General features: G+C 46.9%; 11 protein-coding genes. 8 read left to right on the top strand and 3 right to left on the bottom strand.

Features of this window, described 5'->3' with window-relative positions:
* Window positions 1-3 precede the first annotated feature (3 nt).
* The 4 genes from NX722_RS06580 to NX722_RS06595 all read left to right on the top strand — a co-directional run bounded on the left by NX722_RS06580 (window position 4) and on the right by NX722_RS06595 (window position 4,286).
* A complete protein-coding gene (locus NX722_RS06580) occupies window positions 4-582 on the top strand; it encodes a hypothetical protein (protein WP_262567287.1) in 579 nt (192 codons plus the stop codon).
* A 258-nt stretch (window positions 583-840) separates the two neighbouring features.
* Window positions 841-1,410, top strand: a complete 570-nt coding sequence (locus NX722_RS06585; RefSeq protein ID WP_262567288.1) for a hypothetical protein — start codon at window positions 841-843, stop codon at window positions 1,408-1,410.
* A 61-nt stretch (window positions 1,411-1,471) separates the two neighbouring features.
* The gene (gene tnpA, locus NX722_RS06590) at window positions 1,472-1,906 is read left to right on the top strand and encodes an IS200/IS605 family transposase (RefSeq protein WP_262564606.1); all 435 of its coding nucleotides are present in this window, start codon (window positions 1,472-1,474) and stop codon (window positions 1,904-1,906) included.
* Window positions 1,907-2,162: 256 nt separating this feature from the next.
* Window positions 2,163-4,286: a hypothetical protein gene (locus NX722_RS06595; RefSeq protein WP_262567289.1), complete on the top strand. Its 2,124-nt coding sequence runs from the start codon at window positions 2,163-2,165 to the stop codon at window positions 4,284-4,286.
* A gap of 240 nt (window positions 4,287-4,526) precedes the next feature.
* Here the strand turns inward: NX722_RS06595 and NX722_RS28680 are convergent, their stop codons facing one another.
* Together NX722_RS28680 and NX722_RS06610 are read right to left on the bottom strand one after the other, a co-directional pair.
* A complete protein-coding gene (locus NX722_RS28680; RefSeq protein WP_322740915.1) occupies window positions 4,527-6,035 on the bottom strand; it encodes a lytic polysaccharide monooxygenase in 1,509 nt (502 codons plus the stop codon).
* A 195-nt stretch (window positions 6,036-6,230) separates the two neighbouring features.
* Window positions 6,231-6,593 (bottom strand): hypothetical protein, encoded by a 363-nt coding sequence (locus NX722_RS06610; protein ID WP_262567290.1) that lies wholly within the window; start codon window positions 6,591-6,593, stop codon window positions 6,231-6,233.
* A 398-nt stretch (window positions 6,594-6,991) separates the two neighbouring features.
* Between NX722_RS06610 and NX722_RS06615 the strand changes: the two genes are divergently transcribed.
* The 4 genes from NX722_RS06615 (at window position 6,992) to NX722_RS06630 (ending at window position 14,744) form a co-directional block, all read left to right on the top strand.
* The gene (locus NX722_RS06615; protein WP_262567291.1) at window positions 6,992-8,380 is read left to right on the top strand and encodes an aminopeptidase; all 1,389 of its coding nucleotides are present in this window, start codon (window positions 6,992-6,994) and stop codon (window positions 8,378-8,380) included.
* 479 nt (window positions 8,381-8,859) lie between these two features.
* Window positions 8,860-9,138 carry a BrnT family toxin gene (locus NX722_RS06620; protein ID WP_262567292.1) on the top strand — a complete coding sequence of 93 codons (279 nt, stop codon included), beginning with the start codon at window positions 8,860-8,862 and terminating at the stop codon, window positions 9,136-9,138.
* Window positions 9,135-9,419, top strand: coding sequence for an antitoxin (locus tag NX722_RS06625; RefSeq protein WP_262567293.1), 285 nt, complete (start codon window positions 9,135-9,137; stop codon window positions 9,417-9,419). Before NX722_RS06620 ends, NX722_RS06625 begins: the two co-directional genes overlap by 4 nt.
* A gap of 462 nt (window positions 9,420-9,881) precedes the next feature.
* Window positions 9,882-14,744, top strand: coding sequence for a DUF3320 domain-containing protein (locus NX722_RS06630; protein WP_262567294.1), 4,863 nt, complete (start codon window positions 9,882-9,884; stop codon window positions 14,742-14,744).
* 203 nt (window positions 14,745-14,947) lie between these two features.
* Here the strand turns inward: NX722_RS06630 and NX722_RS06635 are convergent, their stop codons facing one another.
* Entirely contained in the window at window positions 14,948-15,376 is a 429-nt protein-coding gene (locus NX722_RS06635) for a hypothetical protein (protein ID WP_262567295.1), read from the bottom strand.
* Window positions 15,377-15,793: the final 417 nt, after the last annotated feature.

Below are 15,793 nucleotides of genomic sequence, written 5' to 3' on the forward strand. Positions count from 1 at the left end.
ATTTTGAACGACTATCGACGTGTTATCATCGGGAACTGCTGCTGGTTCCAGGCTTCCTTTCTTGAAGATTTTTATAATCATGCCCCGGTCACTTCCTGGCACTCGCTGTCCCACGCCAGTTTCTGCCGCAAAATGGAGGGGGTGCGTAGCATCGGTGTCGATAAAGCTAACCCGGGGGGAGAGGCCAAAAATTTATACAGCGATGAAGAGATCGGTCAATTAACAGACTGGCGAAATGAACAGAATGAAGATGAAGCACTTAAAGCGTTCACCCCGGAATGCTGGCAGCCATGGGAGTGGCTTAGCACACTTGCAAAAGCGCACCGGGACAGTAGTGGGAATAAATTAATGCAGTTGGCTGGCTTATGGGCAGATTTTTCATTCGTTATGGCCAACAACGCATCCAGCAAAACGGCTAAATCCCGTGTCAGGCAGAATAAAGTACTGTTTGACTGGCGCAAATTGAGTGATACATCAGACGCGATGTCAATGCATTCAGAAGGTCAGGGTGAGACGATGCAGAACACGGTTAAGCGAAAAATTCCCAGAGGAAAAACGGTATCTTCCAAAAAACGAAGGTAGGGTAACATCTGGCGCTAATGAATGACGTAGAACAGGAGGTTGTCAGTGCAAAATTCGGCTTTTAATTTAAATTCTGCACCTGTTCTCCCTCAGGAGCTAATATCGCGAAAACGACCTCATGAGGAGAACGATTCTGAAATCCGGTGCGTTCTGGGTGAATCTCTTCGATCTGTATCAGAGACAGAACCACTGACACATATAGGTTCAGCTTCGTATTCTCTGCCGGAAGCAGAGCCTGCGCCCAAGCGTTCCCGAAGAGTGGCGATCACAAAACCGGGCCTTGAAGAGCGCGGGGGCTGCTGTTTTGTACTCACTGATCTGGATAAGTGTACTGATTTTATCCCCCCTCCTACCCCTGAAATACGGGAGACCATTGACCATTATCAGAAACACAACCTTGAGGTTAAAACCGGAGCCGTTCATAATCGGGGCGTTTTTTTAAGAGGTGGTGCTGAACCAGTAAAAAAAGGGCAGGTAGTTGCTATTTATCGGGGTATACCCATTAATATCCGGGAATTAACAAAAGTGGAATTGCGGTTGTGCGGTTACCCAAAAGATGAGCCACTTAAAAAGTTGGTGTGGACTGATGCAGAAGGGACGCCAACATTATTACAACGGCCTGCCAGTTATCAGGCACACAGCCCATATATTTATTATCGTGACCAGCAAAAACAAAAAGTCCTGATAGGGATCGATGCTATCGACTCCAGTGATGCAATCAGTCACATAAACTCTCAACAAGAATGCGATAATATTGAATTTTTAGTGCATCGTGAAAACCCACGTCCTATGGACGTGGTCATGAATGGTTGGCTCCGCCTGCCATGAACTACCCATGCTACTCCTTATCTCTGAGTTGTCCCCACAACTACTAGAGATAGGAAGTAGCATGAGTAGATTTGAAAAGTTAACGCATGTCATTTGGCATTGCCAATATCATATAGTTTGGGTGCCCAAATACAGGTTTCGAGTCCTGACCGGAGCCGTGAAAGCCGAGGTTCATAACAGTATTCAAGTATTTTGTAGTCAGCTTGGATGTACGGTAGTGGAACTGAACATCCAGAGTGACCATGTGCATTTGCTGGTAAAAGTGCCGCCGAAAGTTTCGATATCGACGCTCCTGGGAACGTTGAAGGGGCGAACAGCTTTGAGGCTGTTCACGAGATTTCCGTACCTCAAGAAGAAACCATACTGGGGCAATCACTTTTGGTCAAAAGGCTACTGTGTCGATACTGTCGGTGTAGATGCAGAAATGATCCGTAAGTATGTGAAGTACCAAGAAAAGAAAGAACGTCTCCAACAGGAGATAGACTTCAGGAAATAACCTGCAATCTTGGGACAACTCTCACCAGCCTTCTCTGAAGGCTGGCGGTTTCAGCCCCCTTTTAGGGGGCATAAAGCAAAACCACGTTCTAAGAACGTGGATCATTTACTTGTGCCTTAATCCGGCACTGATTCAATCAAGTACCTCGAGTAAAACAGTTCTCCGCAGAAAACCAACCGAACAGGATTATTGCTTTCTGGCGGTTGCCTGTAAAGATATTCAGCCGGGGAGTGAACTGTTTTTAAACTATGGCACTATGTTATCGAAAAAGGGACATTTTTGGGCTCCCGATCAATATTTTGATTCAACACTTTGCCCAAAGGCTGTCTCTATTGATTTCTCGGAAGATAGTTTAACGGCGTCTATCACTGCTTCTGACAACAGCGAGCATCAGGATAAACTAAAATGCCTCAGGGATTTTATTGATAAAAAATTAACAGAGTGGAAGGCTTCCAAGCTGATCTATGCTCTCAACAAAAACCATCAAAACCCTTTTTCCGGTGGTCAAAGTTGGACACCAGGCGATGTTCGATATTTATTTGAACGTCTGAATATTCCGAATATGAATAAATTTCACTATCTCAGCTATCTTTATCATTGCATTGATAACGATGGCAGACTTGATAACAGCGGTGTGAATTATTTTTACGCATTTATTGAAAACGATGTTGACGTAGCACCTCCTGTTAATAGCCCTGTTTACATAGAAGATGTGATCGAATGGTTAAAGCAAGCCATTAATTCCTGTCATAATCCAGAATCAGAAGAGACGCTGAAGGTCTTGAAGAATGAATTACAACTTCTGGAGATGCAGGAATACCGAAAAATGGATGAAGGTGAGGAAAAAAAACAGTGTCTGCAAAAGGAGCGTAAAAGAGTTCTCGACTATATCCAACAATTTAAGGTAGATTCATGTTTGAAGAGAGCTCCGGGACAAAATTACATTTTTAAAATGAGCAGCTTTTTTCTGTCGCCCTCTGAATTATGGCCCGATCTGTTTCGGGACGTATCAGTATGGAGCACAGCTCATATTCGATGTCTGGCTCTGCTTGAGGACCCGACTGCAAAGGTAGACCCACTTGACCGGGTAGACTGTTTTCGTTTTGATACCCCCGAATATACTCAGGCATTACATGAGGCTTTACAGCGCAAACAAAAGGAGGGTGAAACGCTTGAATCTATTCGAACGTCCATTGGTACGGATGGTTTGTTCGCATCAATACACCGTTTTCGGAATAACGCTGAAAAAAACTATCGAATTCCCTTGGTTGAAGGTATACCAGACGAACTCCAGGGGTCATCCCGCTGGTTAGATTTAACCATTGATCACTGGCGCTTGCTTGGGTTTGAAGAAACCGGCAGCCCTCCCCTGAGAATGAATATTGAGCGACTGTCCAGCTTTAAAAACGGATTCAGGAAAGCCACAGAAGCAATCTGTGGATGTAATGCCAAGCTACGCGACCTCTGGATCAATGACCCTTGTATAAAAGATGGAATAAAGAAGGATAGGTCGGCAACCCGGTTTTTGTTGAAACACCTGATAAATAAGTCTGGTGCAAAAGTTAGTGTTACCGACGAATCTCAACAATGGCGACCAATAGATACATTGCGAGTCTGCAAGCCTGACTCAGATGACTACCGCGCGGCAATGAAAACGTTTCTTGAGGAAGCTATTGCCAACGGACTGAACCGGTATGAAATCGTGGCACAGTTAAGTTCTGATATAAGCTGGTCAAAGATTAAGCAAGAGACAATACAAAACTATTCTATTGGTTTGCCTGCTGCTCTAGATGGGTACGAGAGATGGACTCCCCTGGCTGTATCGGGCTTGTTGGAACATTTTAACCTGTCGCTACCAGAGAATTCCAACCGGGAAGGTGAGTTTAAATCTCTTTTGGAAAGGCAACTTCTTGTAAAAGAAGTGGTCAAACCTGGTCCACTGCTTAAACAAATGACGGCTTTCCTGGAGAGAAACCCTGAAATCTCTGAAGACCTGATTAGCACTTTGCATATCAACCCCGAGAGACTTAAAAACCTTTCCAGTCGGACTGTTCGATATATTTTTGTGTCACTGGGAATTAATCCCGACCAGACAGCCGTTAAGGATTCTCCCAGAAACCAAAAATTTGATAAAATTTACGCCATAACGAACAAGCATCCCGAGTGGTCGAAAGAAGTCATGAGGCTAATAGAATATTACAAGATTCGTGAAAGTGATCAGGCTGTTGCTGAAAAATTAAACCAGGGAACTTATGCCCCCGTCCCTTTACCTCCGGGCTGTCAGGCAGAAAAATGGACTGCTGACATTCTGGTGGATTTTATTCGCACCTGTAAACAAACCCGGAAAGCGTCTGTATCAAAGGAACCCCCTGAGTTCTGATTCACTTCAAAGGTTCTGAAACAGTCCTCTGGTTAAAGAGGTTATGCACTTATGATACGAATTCAGGAGAACCTCATAACAAAATTATTTGTGAATTTATCGAGAGATTATATTTCCAACGATTCAGAGATGCTCCCTGGAATTCTGTGACTGGTGTTGATGTGGCTTAGCGGATATTGCCATTCCCACCCAAACGGCGTAATGCCGTCATGGATGGAAACGATCGCCAGGTTCACTCAATTACCGCCAGACTCCCCAGTCACCAGTTGTGCCGGGCTCTTCGCCCCGGGTCCACCATTGGGCTGTCCAGGTTTTGCCAGCGTGGCTGACCACATCGCCCTGGGTATAAGCCTTGGTGGCACTCCACGACGCGACACCGAAATCATTGCCGCCGGAATTATCATCATCACCGCCACCACCAGAGTCGTCCGACCCGGAAGGCTGCACAACAAAGGAATACACTTCATCATCACTGACACCATTGCTGCTCAGAGCCAGCTGGAAGGTTAGCTCATGACGGGCGTTGGGCAGGGTGGAGGTATCAATCATCAGCTGTTGATTGGTGCCGGTGGTGGTCTGCACCGTGATTCCGCTGGTTTGCTGCCACTGAACATCGACCTGATGACCATTACTGTCAGATGGCGTAAGCACCACAAAATCGCCATGGACTACACTGGCATTTTCCAGAGGTTTAAGCACCTTCGGCGTAATCACAGCCTGCAGGGCAATGGCATCGGTAATGCTGAATTGCCCGGAGAATCCGGCATCCCTGGAGTTAAAGTAGTTACCGTGCAAGTCATTGCGGAAATACATGTAATGACTCATTTCATCATGCCAGCGCCCAATAAAGACATCACCATTGTAATTGGCCTCATACCAGCCGTTCACTTCGGACGCTAGCAGACGATCCCAGTCGTCTTTGTTGCTGTCACTAATAGCGACCGAGAACGACGCATGGCGCTCGGCATTCTGATTAAGCACGGTATAGTTCACCACCTTGCCCACCGTGGCTGAGTCAAGGCTGATATTTTGTGGAATAAAGGCGTTGCCCTGCACCAGGTAAGGCTGTTTGGGTTCAGGGTCCGGGGTGTTGTTGTCATTGACAATCGCAATATCGCTGCAATTATAAAAGCCTTCACCCGCCGAATCATCCCGCTGCCAGCGCGTATAAAGAATGGCATTGCCGGAACGACTTTCAGGAATGGTCACATCCATCCGGTACTTTCCAGCTACCACCGGCACATTGCCCACTTCCTGAATCAGTTCAAGGTCGCCCCAGGCCAGTTTTTTAGACAGGTCCGCATTGGGTTTGGTCAGATAAAACTGCCAGAACGACGGGTTGTGGGGAGCCGTGGCATTAAACACAAATTCAAAGGTGCCCGCTTTTACTTCGGTCCGGGTCCAGCCGGTATGAGCTGCGCCCATGCCCGCTTTCTTATCATCATTGGCATAACAGAGTGTACCGTCTGGAATGGCGCTGCGTACCGCCTGCATATTGTTGTAGTCATTAATATTCTTAGCGTACTCATTACGCTGAACAAACGGGTAGCTTCCGGATATCGCTTTCGCCTGGGCGCAGGCCGGGTTCGGCGGCGTGCCACTCCAGATGCCCCCCTGGTCATAGCAGACCGCCTGTCGGGCCGGAGGAAATTCACTCCAGCCATGGGCGCGGGCGGTGCTGATAAAAAACGGTGTCTGCAAGGCAGCCACCACCGATAGAGTCATAGACAGTGCGAGTGTTTTTTTCATTATTATTTTTACCGAGCGCTGAAAGGGCTTGTTAATTCTGCTTCGATAGATAGAGAAAAACAACCGCTGGTTTGGCAACATGCTCTACAGCGATTTCAGTAGCGGTGCTGTCTGATCTTTGGCCAGCTTCGTTACTATTTGGTCTTGGCAGGGGCAGACCAACCTCTATTTTGTCAACGCATAGTTCACCTTCAATTATGGAAATGTATGTGTCATGGAAGAGCGGTTATTTCTGGCCAGCCATTCTGTTCTGCTCAGTTGGTAGCTTCTCAGCTCTTTGTAAAGTGGGTGTTTGGCGTCTTCCAGGCGAAGCTGGGTAATAGAGGCAACAAGCATGTGTTTTTTACCTTTTACGTTAATTTCACAGGCAAAGGCAAGACCACCTTCATTACCAAGATAGTGGCAATCTGTAATATTGAACTTTTGCCCTTTTTTGAGCTTTATAACGCTATTGTCTGATCGAAACTGTTGAATCATGGCTTTACCCGGTGTTGCAACGATGGGCAGAGATGGTTTTAGCCTTTCGATCAAATCCAGAACATAGTCTTCTTCAGTCATGAAAGTATCCTCTTACAGCATTTAGGGGATGTTAGCCCAATGCATAACACAGGGCTGATTGATGGCAGTGGATATTATCGCGATAAAATCATTCATTGAAATCCAGCAGGTTCAACTCCTGCCCGGCAAAGACTAACCATCAGCCGGTGATATGCCAAGATTTTTTCGGACACCTCTGGCAATCAACAGGAAACAGAACAACCCAAAAAACGGGACTTTGAGCCCGCAACCCGGCGATGGGCTCCCATAATACAAAACCATTGCCTTATATCAATGCCGAACTACAGAATGAGCCGCACAATTCTCCCGCCAAAACTTTCCAACAGCAGGCAAAAAAAGTGCCTGATTAATGGATCACAGCCCGTGATTAACAGGGAAAAAAGGAAGGAAACTCTCCCATGCTGTACCAACGAGACAATGGCTGGAAAGCCCTGAACCCCGAACAGAAAGAAAACATCACCGTCTTCTGTGAAGGCTACAAGCAGTATCTGGATGCCGGAAAAACTGAAAGGAAGTGCGTCACCGAAGCCATTCGTCTGGCCGAAGCCCGTGGATTCATCAGCGCTGACAGCAAAACGACACTGGTGCCTGGTGATCGGGTCTGGTTCAACAACCGGGAAAAAAACGTAGTTCTGGCAGTAATCGGCCAGCAGGATATCGCCAAAGGTGCCAACTTTGTCGTGTCCCATATTGACTCCCCCCGACTGGATATCAAGCAGCAGCCCTTGTACGAAGACACTGAACTGGCGCTGATGAAAACCCACTACTACGGCGGCATCAAAAAATACCAGTGGGCTTCCCGCCCCCTGGCGCTTCACGGTCTGGTTGTGCTTAAAAATGGCCAGAAGGTGGATATCACCATTGGCGAACAGGACAGTGATCCGGTATTCACTATTCCCGACCTGCTTCCCCACCTTGACCATAAGGTTCAAAGGGACAGAAAGGCGTCAGAGGTGCTAAAAGGTGAAGAGATGCATATTCTGGTGGGTTCCGAGCCCACCACCATCAATGACGAAACTATCAAGGATCGCGTCAAATACAACATCCTGCAAAAGCTGAATGAGGCCTACGGCATTGTTGAAGAGGACTTTATTTCCGCCGAATTGCAGCTGGTACCGGCTGGCAAAGCCAGAGATGTGGGCATCGACCGCAGTCTGGTAGGCGCCTATGGTCATGACGACCGTATCTGTGCCTACACGTCCCTGAAAGCCATTCTGGACATCGACCATACACCACAAACCACCGCCATCTGCTTCCTGGTGGATAAGGAAGAAACCGGCTCAACAGGCAGCACAGGGCTTCAGTCCCGCTATCTGGAGTACTTCATGGATGAGCTGATCACTAAAATTCGCCATCAGGATTACAGCGCCAGAGTACTTCGGCAGTGCCTTTGGAATTCACGAGCTTTGTCGTCTGATGTCAATGCCGGCATTAACCCTCTGTTCAAGTCAGTTCATGATGAGCAGAACGCGTCCAAACTGGGGTACGGTCTGGTACTGACCAAATACACCGGCTCCAGAGGTAAATCCATGACCAACGACGCTGACGCGGAATATATAGCCCAGCTAAGGCAACTGTTCGACAGCGCAGGCATCAAGTGGCAGGTGGGTATGCTGGGCAAAGTTGACGAAGGTGGTGGCGGCACCGTGGCTAAATTCCTGGCCCACTACGGCATTCGCACCATTGACGCCGGCCCCGCCCTGCTGTCCATGCACTCGCCGCTGGAAGTGGCATCCAAGTTTGATATTTATGAAACTTACCGGGCGTACCAGGCTTTTTACGGCTAAAACCCGGGGCAAAGGAAGTCAGTGAAATGGCTTCCTCTGATGCTGAAGGGCTTGTGGCAGTTCTTCCTGAGTTTTCATGAAAAGCTACCTGGAAAACAATCCATAAGTTGTTTTATTAGCAATTTACATTTTATTCGTAGTAAGTAATGAATCTTACAACTTTTCTATTGTAAACAAAGAGTGAGACAGGGCTATGGGGAGAAAGCATCGCAACCAATGCCTGGAGTAAGGGGGAAGCTTCAAGTTATTCACATTATCTGTGGAATTCTATGTGGAAAAGTTGGTAGACATCGACCCTGACAGGGTTTCTGAATTGTCAACCCTGTAGCGGATCTGCTGAAATTCATAGCAAACAGCGAGGAACCGAAATAATCACGTCGGACATAGCCTTAAACTCATTCAGGTCTTGAATGACTTTGAGTTTGACAGAACCATAAAGTCAGTCCATATTGTATGTACAAAAGGCACACATTTCTGGCATGAAGATATTTAACTGGAATAATGAAAAAAATGCCTGGCTGAAGGCTAATCGAGGCATTTCATTTGAAGAGATTGTTTTTCACATTGAACTGGGTGGTGAACTCGATGTTACCCACCACCCAAACCAGACCAAGTATCCAGGACAAAAAATATCGATTGTTCAGGTTGAAGATTATATATATCTGGTACCATTTGTAGAATCAGATGAAGAGGTATTCCTCAAAACCATCATTCCTAGCCGAAAGGCCACTAAACGGTATCTGGGAGGTACCCAATGAAGCTCACCAAACAAGAATTGCAGGAAGAACAAGAGATTCTTGATGCTTTCGAGGCTAACCAGCTTGATTCCATAAATGATCTGGAAACCACCAGGCAAAAGCATCAGCAGGCAGCAGCCAACACATTCAAAAAAGATGCCCGCCTGAATATTCGCATCAGCAGCCGAACCCTTCGGGCGTTACAAAAAATGGCACTACAGGAGGGCATACCTTATCAAACCATGATCGCAGGCGTGCTGTACAAGTTCGCAGAAGGCCAGTTAGTTAGCAGCGACAATTGAAGTGGTTATAGTTCTCCGGACACACAAACACGGGTAATTCCAAACGCAAACAAGCAGTACAGAGCTGCAGGAGGCCCTTAGGCGGTCTGGCAGTCATCAGGAAAAAGGTCTGTAGTCGTATTTTTTTGGGGAAAGTAAATTGCTTCCAAACGACATTAAAAAGGCAATATTTGAAGCAGCTGTTTTAATGCTCTTTGAAACTTTTTTACATCAGCCTCGGTTTATCTCTTATTCCTGGATAGATACACGAAAGAAGTCTTCTGGTTTTCTTGAGAACAAACGGCTTTTCAGGCTAATAAAAACAAGCACTTACGATACCCCTTGAGAATAAGAAAATCACATCGCCAGCTATACGTACGACTACATACATTTATTTTGATAGCCTTTGCCTGATAATTGCAATTCTGAATTTATCATATGACTGACGTTTAAACTGCTACTGCCAATAGAGAATGCCTGCTTATGTCCACAGACTCCGCGCTTACAGAAAAACTCAACATTGCTCGCAAAGAGCTGCTGGACATGGGGTTACGAGCCAACCCCCTGTTAAACTATCGGGCAGGAGCAAAGTCACTGGCGGTGGTTGAGGAAGATACTGAACAGGTGTTTGATATTCTGGTAAACCAGAAGAAATCTATGCGATTTCTGCCATTACCGGATGTTTATCAGCAACAGGAAAATCAGAAAGTTGAGTATGTAAAGCCCAAAGGCAATAAAGACAGCTCTGCTTTGCAAACAGACATTTTGCCGGGCTCTCCTGATGTGGAAGAGCAAGAACACGGTAAGGGCAACCGTTCAGATAACGATCCAAAACCGCAAAAGCCATTACCTGTTTTAGCTGAATATTTGCAGGAACAGGGTAAAGAAAGGCTGACAGACACCTATCTGCAAACGGCTCTGATGCCCGAAAAACTGGATATGTCTCTGCTCAGGATAGAAAACGAATCCCACACTTTGCTACAGGAGCAGGGTGTTGAAGTTTTGTATTTGGCATTAGGCTTTTTGACCTGGTATGAAGACCCCAACTCTCCTACACCGCGATCTGCACCTTTGGTGCTGGTTCCGGTAGAGCTGCGACGAACGTCGGCAAGGGAAGTGTTTTCGATTGTCTGGACAGAAGCGGACCTGGGACCCAACCTGGCATTAGCCGCAAAACTTAAAGGCGAGTTCAGGATCGATTTGCCAGAGTTTGATGAAGATCTCGATATTACCTCTTATTTCAGGCAGGTTCAGAAGGTTATTCATTCTCAGCCACGATGGGAATTGAAAGCAAACGATATCGCTCTGGGGCTGTTTTCATTTGGTAAGTTCCAGATGTATACGGATCTTGATCCAGACAGGTGGCCTGCTGACAAATCTCTTATTAGCCATCCTGTACTATCCGGATTACTGGGGCGTGGGTTTGCCAGTGATGAGGAACTTATTCGGGATATCGAGTCTCACGACTATTTGAAGGAACCTGAACAGCTCCAGTTTGTGAAAGATGCCGACTCCAGTCAGACGGCAGCCGTTCTCTCAATTATGGAAGGCGCAAACCTGGTCATTCAGGGACCACCGGGAACCGGTAAATCCCAGACCATTACGAATATCATTTCTGAAGGGTTGGCACGTGGCAAAAAGATTCTGTTTGTTGCCCAGAAAATGGCGGCACTGGATGTTGTAAAGCAGCGACTGGATGAGTCTCATCTTGGAGACTCTGTATTGGAATTACACAGTCACAAGAGTACGAAAAAAGCGGTGCTCGACTCTCTCAGGCAAACTCTTGAACAGGGGCGACCCAAGGCTCCGGATAGAAAGCAAGAGTATTCAAGACTGAAAGACGTTCGGGGAAAGTTAAATGCCTATGTCGATGCCGTCAGTGAGCCCATACTTAACTCTGAAGAAAATTATATACAGGCTCTGGGTAAGCACCTGAGGCTGAAAGGTGGGCAGCAGAGTCAGGTTCTGCCTGAAGTCAGTTTTTCAATTATGCAGGACTGGGATCGTGAAACCCTGGCACGGACGACAATAGTCGTAGAATCAGTTGCTGCTCACATCGCAGAAAAGGGACTGCCTTCTGAAAATCCATTTGCTGCTTCAACCCGTACTTCTCTGTCGCCACTGGAACAACAGCAAATTACGGAGCTGGCAACAGCCTGCCTGAATGAGTTGGAAGGTATCAGAACTCAGAGCCAGCAGCTGGCGGAAGAGATGGGATTGCCAGAAGCAACAACGTTAAGCCAGGTCACGGTACTTCATCGAGCGGCTACGCGAGCGCTCGATGCACCTAAGTTGCAAGGTATCCAGCTGAATACTGATGACTGGCAACAGCGTCGGGATTCAATTCGAAAGCTGGTTACTGCTGGTTGCAGTATGAAAAGCATCAGAGAAAAACATCAGGATCGATTTATTCCACAGGCTTTTGATGCAGATATCCTGTCTATACGACAGGGGTTTGCCGGGCGTGTAGATAAGTGGTGGAGAATGCTCTCGGGTGATTACCGCAGAGCAAAAGCGGCTTACCGGACTTTGTGCAGAAACTCTCTGGAAGGCACTCCAACTGAGTGGCTGGATCATACTAATGACTTGTTGGAGTATCAGGAACAGCACCAGCACTATACCGGGCTGAGTAACCTGGGCGAAACACTGTTTCAGGCACAGTGGCAGCAGCAGAATTCTGACTGGGAAGTGCTTGGAACCCTGTCGGAGTGGCTCATTAGCCTCTACGAAGAAATAGGTCAGGGCGATGTGCCTGAAGGAATAACCCGTTTTCTGGAAGGTTGTTCTCAGGGGGATAATCCGCTATTTAACGGCTGGCAACAGAAACTGGACGAACTGTCCGGGCTGGTGAGTGAGTTGATTCCTAACCTTCAGCGACTGTCAGAGAAAATTGACCTTTACGCCGACCATCCGTTACTACAAAGCGAAAATTATGACCTTTCTGAAATGGTCGATGTGCTTACGCTCTGGCAACAGGCAGACAAACTCTATGATATTGCCCGTTATAACCAGTTGCACAAAGAGTTGTGTGACCTGAACCTGACTGACCTGGCGGAATGGAGTTCAAGCTGGGATAAGGCTCCTGAAGATTTGAAAGTCACTCTGCTGACCAGTTACTACGGCGGTTTGGTAAACACAGCTTATAACAGCCACGATGCTATTCGACAGTTTGACCGCCTGACTCATGAGCGTCTGTTGAAAGAGTTTATGACTATTGACCAGTCGTTATTTGATTTCGCCAAAGAAAAGCTGGTCAGCGACATTTATAAGCAGCTACCCAATAAAAATGCGCCGGGAGAGATGGGAGTGGTTCGTCGTGAAATGAATAAAAAACGGCGACATATTGCTATCCGGCGATTGATATCAGAAGCAGGCGGGGTTATACAGCAGATCAAGCCTGTATTTATGATGAGTCCTATGTCAGTGGCAACTTACTTACCACAGGGGCAGATTGAATTCGATCTGGTGATTTTTGACGAGGCCAGCCAGATTACAGCACCTGACGCTCTTGGTGCCATCGCCCGGGCAAAGCAAGTGGTCGTAGTGGGTGATAGCAGACAGATGCCTCCTACCAATTTCTTTGGCCGCGCTGTTGAGCTGGATGAAGAAGAAGCTGATCAGAGCCTGACTGCGGATGTTGAAAGTATTCTTGGTCTTATGTCGTCCAAAGGGGTTCCTGAAACAATGTTGCGCTGGCACTACCGTAGCCGCCACCACTCATTGATCGCTGTATCAAATGCAGAGTTTTACAACAATCGCCTCATGGTCTTTCCAAGCCCTGGTATTCATCCCCATGCCACAGGCTTAAAAATGAATCATTTGCCTGATACCGCTTATGACCGTGGCGGAAGCCGTACAAACAAACTTGAAGCCTTGCATATTGCCGAAGCTGTGATGGAGCATGCCCAAAATAAACCTCACTTATCGTTGGGTGTCGTGGCTTTCAGCACGGCTCAGCGAGAAGCTATTATGCTGGAGGTTGAACGTTTACGGCGGGAACGCCCTGATACGGACTCTTTCTTTACTCATCACAACGGTGATGAATTCTTTATCAAAAATCTGGAAAACGTTCAGGGTGATGAACGGGATGTTATATACATTAGCGTTGGTTATGGGCGCACAGCTTCCGGAAACGTCAGCCAGAGCTTTGGCCCTTTAAACTCTAAAGGTGGTGAGCGTCGTCTTAATGTATTGATCACTCGTGCTCGCATGGCCATGGAAGTATTCTGTAACTTTACTGCCGACGACCTGCGCACAAAAGCTGATTCCCCGGCAGGGCTTAAGTCGTTTAAAGCGTTTCTGAAATACGCAGAAACCGGAGAACTGGCACAGTCCCATGAAACCGGTAAAGAACATGACTCACCCTTTGAAACAGAAGTCCACGATGCCATTGAAGCACTGGGCTATCAGGTTGAACCCCAGGTAGGTTGTAACGGTTTCTATATCGATCTGGCGGTAATAGATCAGGATAAGCCTGGGCGTTACATTCTCGCCGTAGAGTGTGATGGTGCCACTTACCATAGCTCTGCATCAGCCAGAGACCGGGATCGTATCAGGCAGGCCGTTCTTGAAGGTTTAGGCTGGCGCTTCCACCGAATCTGGAGTACAGACTGGTTCAGGAACGCAGCTGGCGAGATTGAACGACTAAAAAAGGCTATTGAGCAATCGATCGCTTACTACCAAACCTTTGATTCATCCGGGGGTTTGAGTGCAAAGCCAATGAAAAAGAAAACCGTTGCAGAGAAGCCTAAAGTTGAGATTGTACGAGAGATGCCTTCTGAGCAGGAGCAGGCAGGCTTACCTGGTTACAAGCTTGTGGACATAGACTCCCTTAAAATTTCCGGCTTTGATAGTTTCGATAAAATTCCAGCCCCGCGCCTGACTCAGGCTATCAAAAAAGTGGTGGCTACAGAGGGGCCTGTTCACTTGCAGGTGCTTTCTAATCGTCTGACGAACGCGGCAGGTTTTTCCAGAGCTGGCGCGAAAATCAAACGCTTGATTGACAGGCACATCTCTAACCTTGAACACGAAGGTGAGCTGAAATGCACTGGTCACTTTATTTCACCGGCAACACTCCAGAAGCCAATGCTTCGAGACTGGAGCCAGCTTGACAGAAGTTTGAGAAAAATTGATTTTGTCAGTGATTCAGAGCTTGAACAAGCTGTTGAGCACACAGTCCGTGATGCATTTTCCATTAACCCGGATGACTGTATCTCTGCCAGCCTGTCTATGATCGGATTCAAGCGGGCGACCGGACCTGCTAAGGCAAGAATGGATGATGTTGTTGCAGGAATGCTGAATCGTAATGCGCTTGTTCAGGAGAATGGGCGTTTGAGGCTATTGTGATTCGTTACTGTTAGTACTCCGGCACGCTCTGCCCAAAGGATTAAGGGGGGGCGGGGGTGCGCCTTTCTTCATTGCCAGTCATCCGCCCTCATGTCATTACTGTGGTAGTGACATGAAGTGGTTGACCGAATCATGGCAATGGATGAACGGGATCAATGGGCATTAGGGAAAGTGATTCAGCTTATCGAACTCGAACAGCATTACTAAACCTGTGGAAAAAACTGCGATGTAAAATTCAGATAGCCTTGTTTGCCACCAAGGTTATGCCAACGGTCAACGGATTTGATAATCCTTTTCAGGCACTTCTGCAGCTCTTCCGAGGTTTTTATAAAATTCTCCGGATTGAACTGATAAGCAAAATGATCGGTGATCGCTATAACAGCTTCCAGATCAACCCTTCCCAATCGCCATTCACAGACAGTAACAAGATTTTCCATTATCCTCTGCTCAACGTTTGAGAGGTGCATGTTTCTCGGGGCTCTCTTCGCATATTCTGCCCGATAGTGTTCGATGGTGGCTTCGAGTGAACGTTTTACTTCCGTATCCTGCAGGGCAGGGTTATGGCGGAAGTAATTCATGATGGGAAACTCAAGGTTCTGAAGCACGTCTTCGTATTCTTCGGTGATATCCACGACTCAAACCTCATATATAACGTAGAGATAATAGCTCATGGCAACCACAGGCATCTTGCAATTCAAATCGCTGATTCCTCAAGGTTCCAGAACGGCTGTGACGATTGTCAGTCATCACTCAAATGGCACCAGTCTGGTAGGGTTGCGGATTGTTTCAACTCTTCTGAATAGCTGGCCATTGATTGTCCACTGACCACCCCCTGTTAAATTTGGAAAATCAGAAGAGGCGACAACTATGCTGACACAGGGGGGGGGAATTATCTCAGGCAATCAATGGTTTACAAGTGTCGGCAAATTTTACGGACAGTAAGGAAAAGTCTCGACAATGTTCATGAGATCGACGTGATGTTATTTCCATGAACCATTTGATAGGCTATTCTTATGTTCATGAGATCGACGTTTTGTTATTTTCATGAA

It is taken from the genome of Endozoicomonas gorgoniicola, from assembly GCF_025562715.2.
Classification (GTDB): domain Bacteria; phylum Pseudomonadota; class Gammaproteobacteria; order Pseudomonadales; family Endozoicomonadaceae; genus Endozoicomonas_A; species Endozoicomonas_A gorgoniicola.

What these genes read in the sequence shown, in the direction of transcription:
- NX722_RS28680 (WP_322740915.1), bottom strand. Translation starts at nt 6,035, where the DNA reads ATGAAAAAAACACTCGCACTGTCTATGACTCTATCGGTGGTGGCTGCC.
- NX722_RS06595 (WP_262567289.1), top strand. Translation starts at nt 2,163, where the DNA reads ATGTTATCGAAAAAGGGACATTTTTGGGCTCCCGATCAATATTTTGAT.
- NX722_RS06620 (WP_262567292.1), top strand. Translation starts at nt 8,860, where the DNA reads ATGAAGATATTTAACTGGAATAATGAAAAAAATGCCTGGCTGAAGGCT.
- NX722_RS06615 (WP_262567291.1), top strand. Translation starts at nt 6,992, where the DNA reads ATGCTGTACCAACGAGACAATGGCTGGAAAGCCCTGAACCCCGAACAG.
- NX722_RS06630 (WP_262567294.1), top strand. Translation starts at nt 9,882, where the DNA reads ATGTCCACAGACTCCGCGCTTACAGAAAAACTCAACATTGCTCGCAAA.
- NX722_RS06610 (WP_262567290.1), bottom strand. Translation starts at nt 6,593, where the DNA reads ATGACTGAAGAAGACTATGTTCTGGATTTGATCGAAAGGCTAAAACCA.
- tnpA (WP_262564606.1), top strand. Translation starts at nt 1,472, where the DNA reads ATGAGTAGATTTGAAAAGTTAACGCATGTCATTTGGCATTGCCAATAT.
- NX722_RS06625 (WP_262567293.1), top strand. Translation starts at nt 9,135, where the DNA reads ATGAAGCTCACCAAACAAGAATTGCAGGAAGAACAAGAGATTCTTGAT.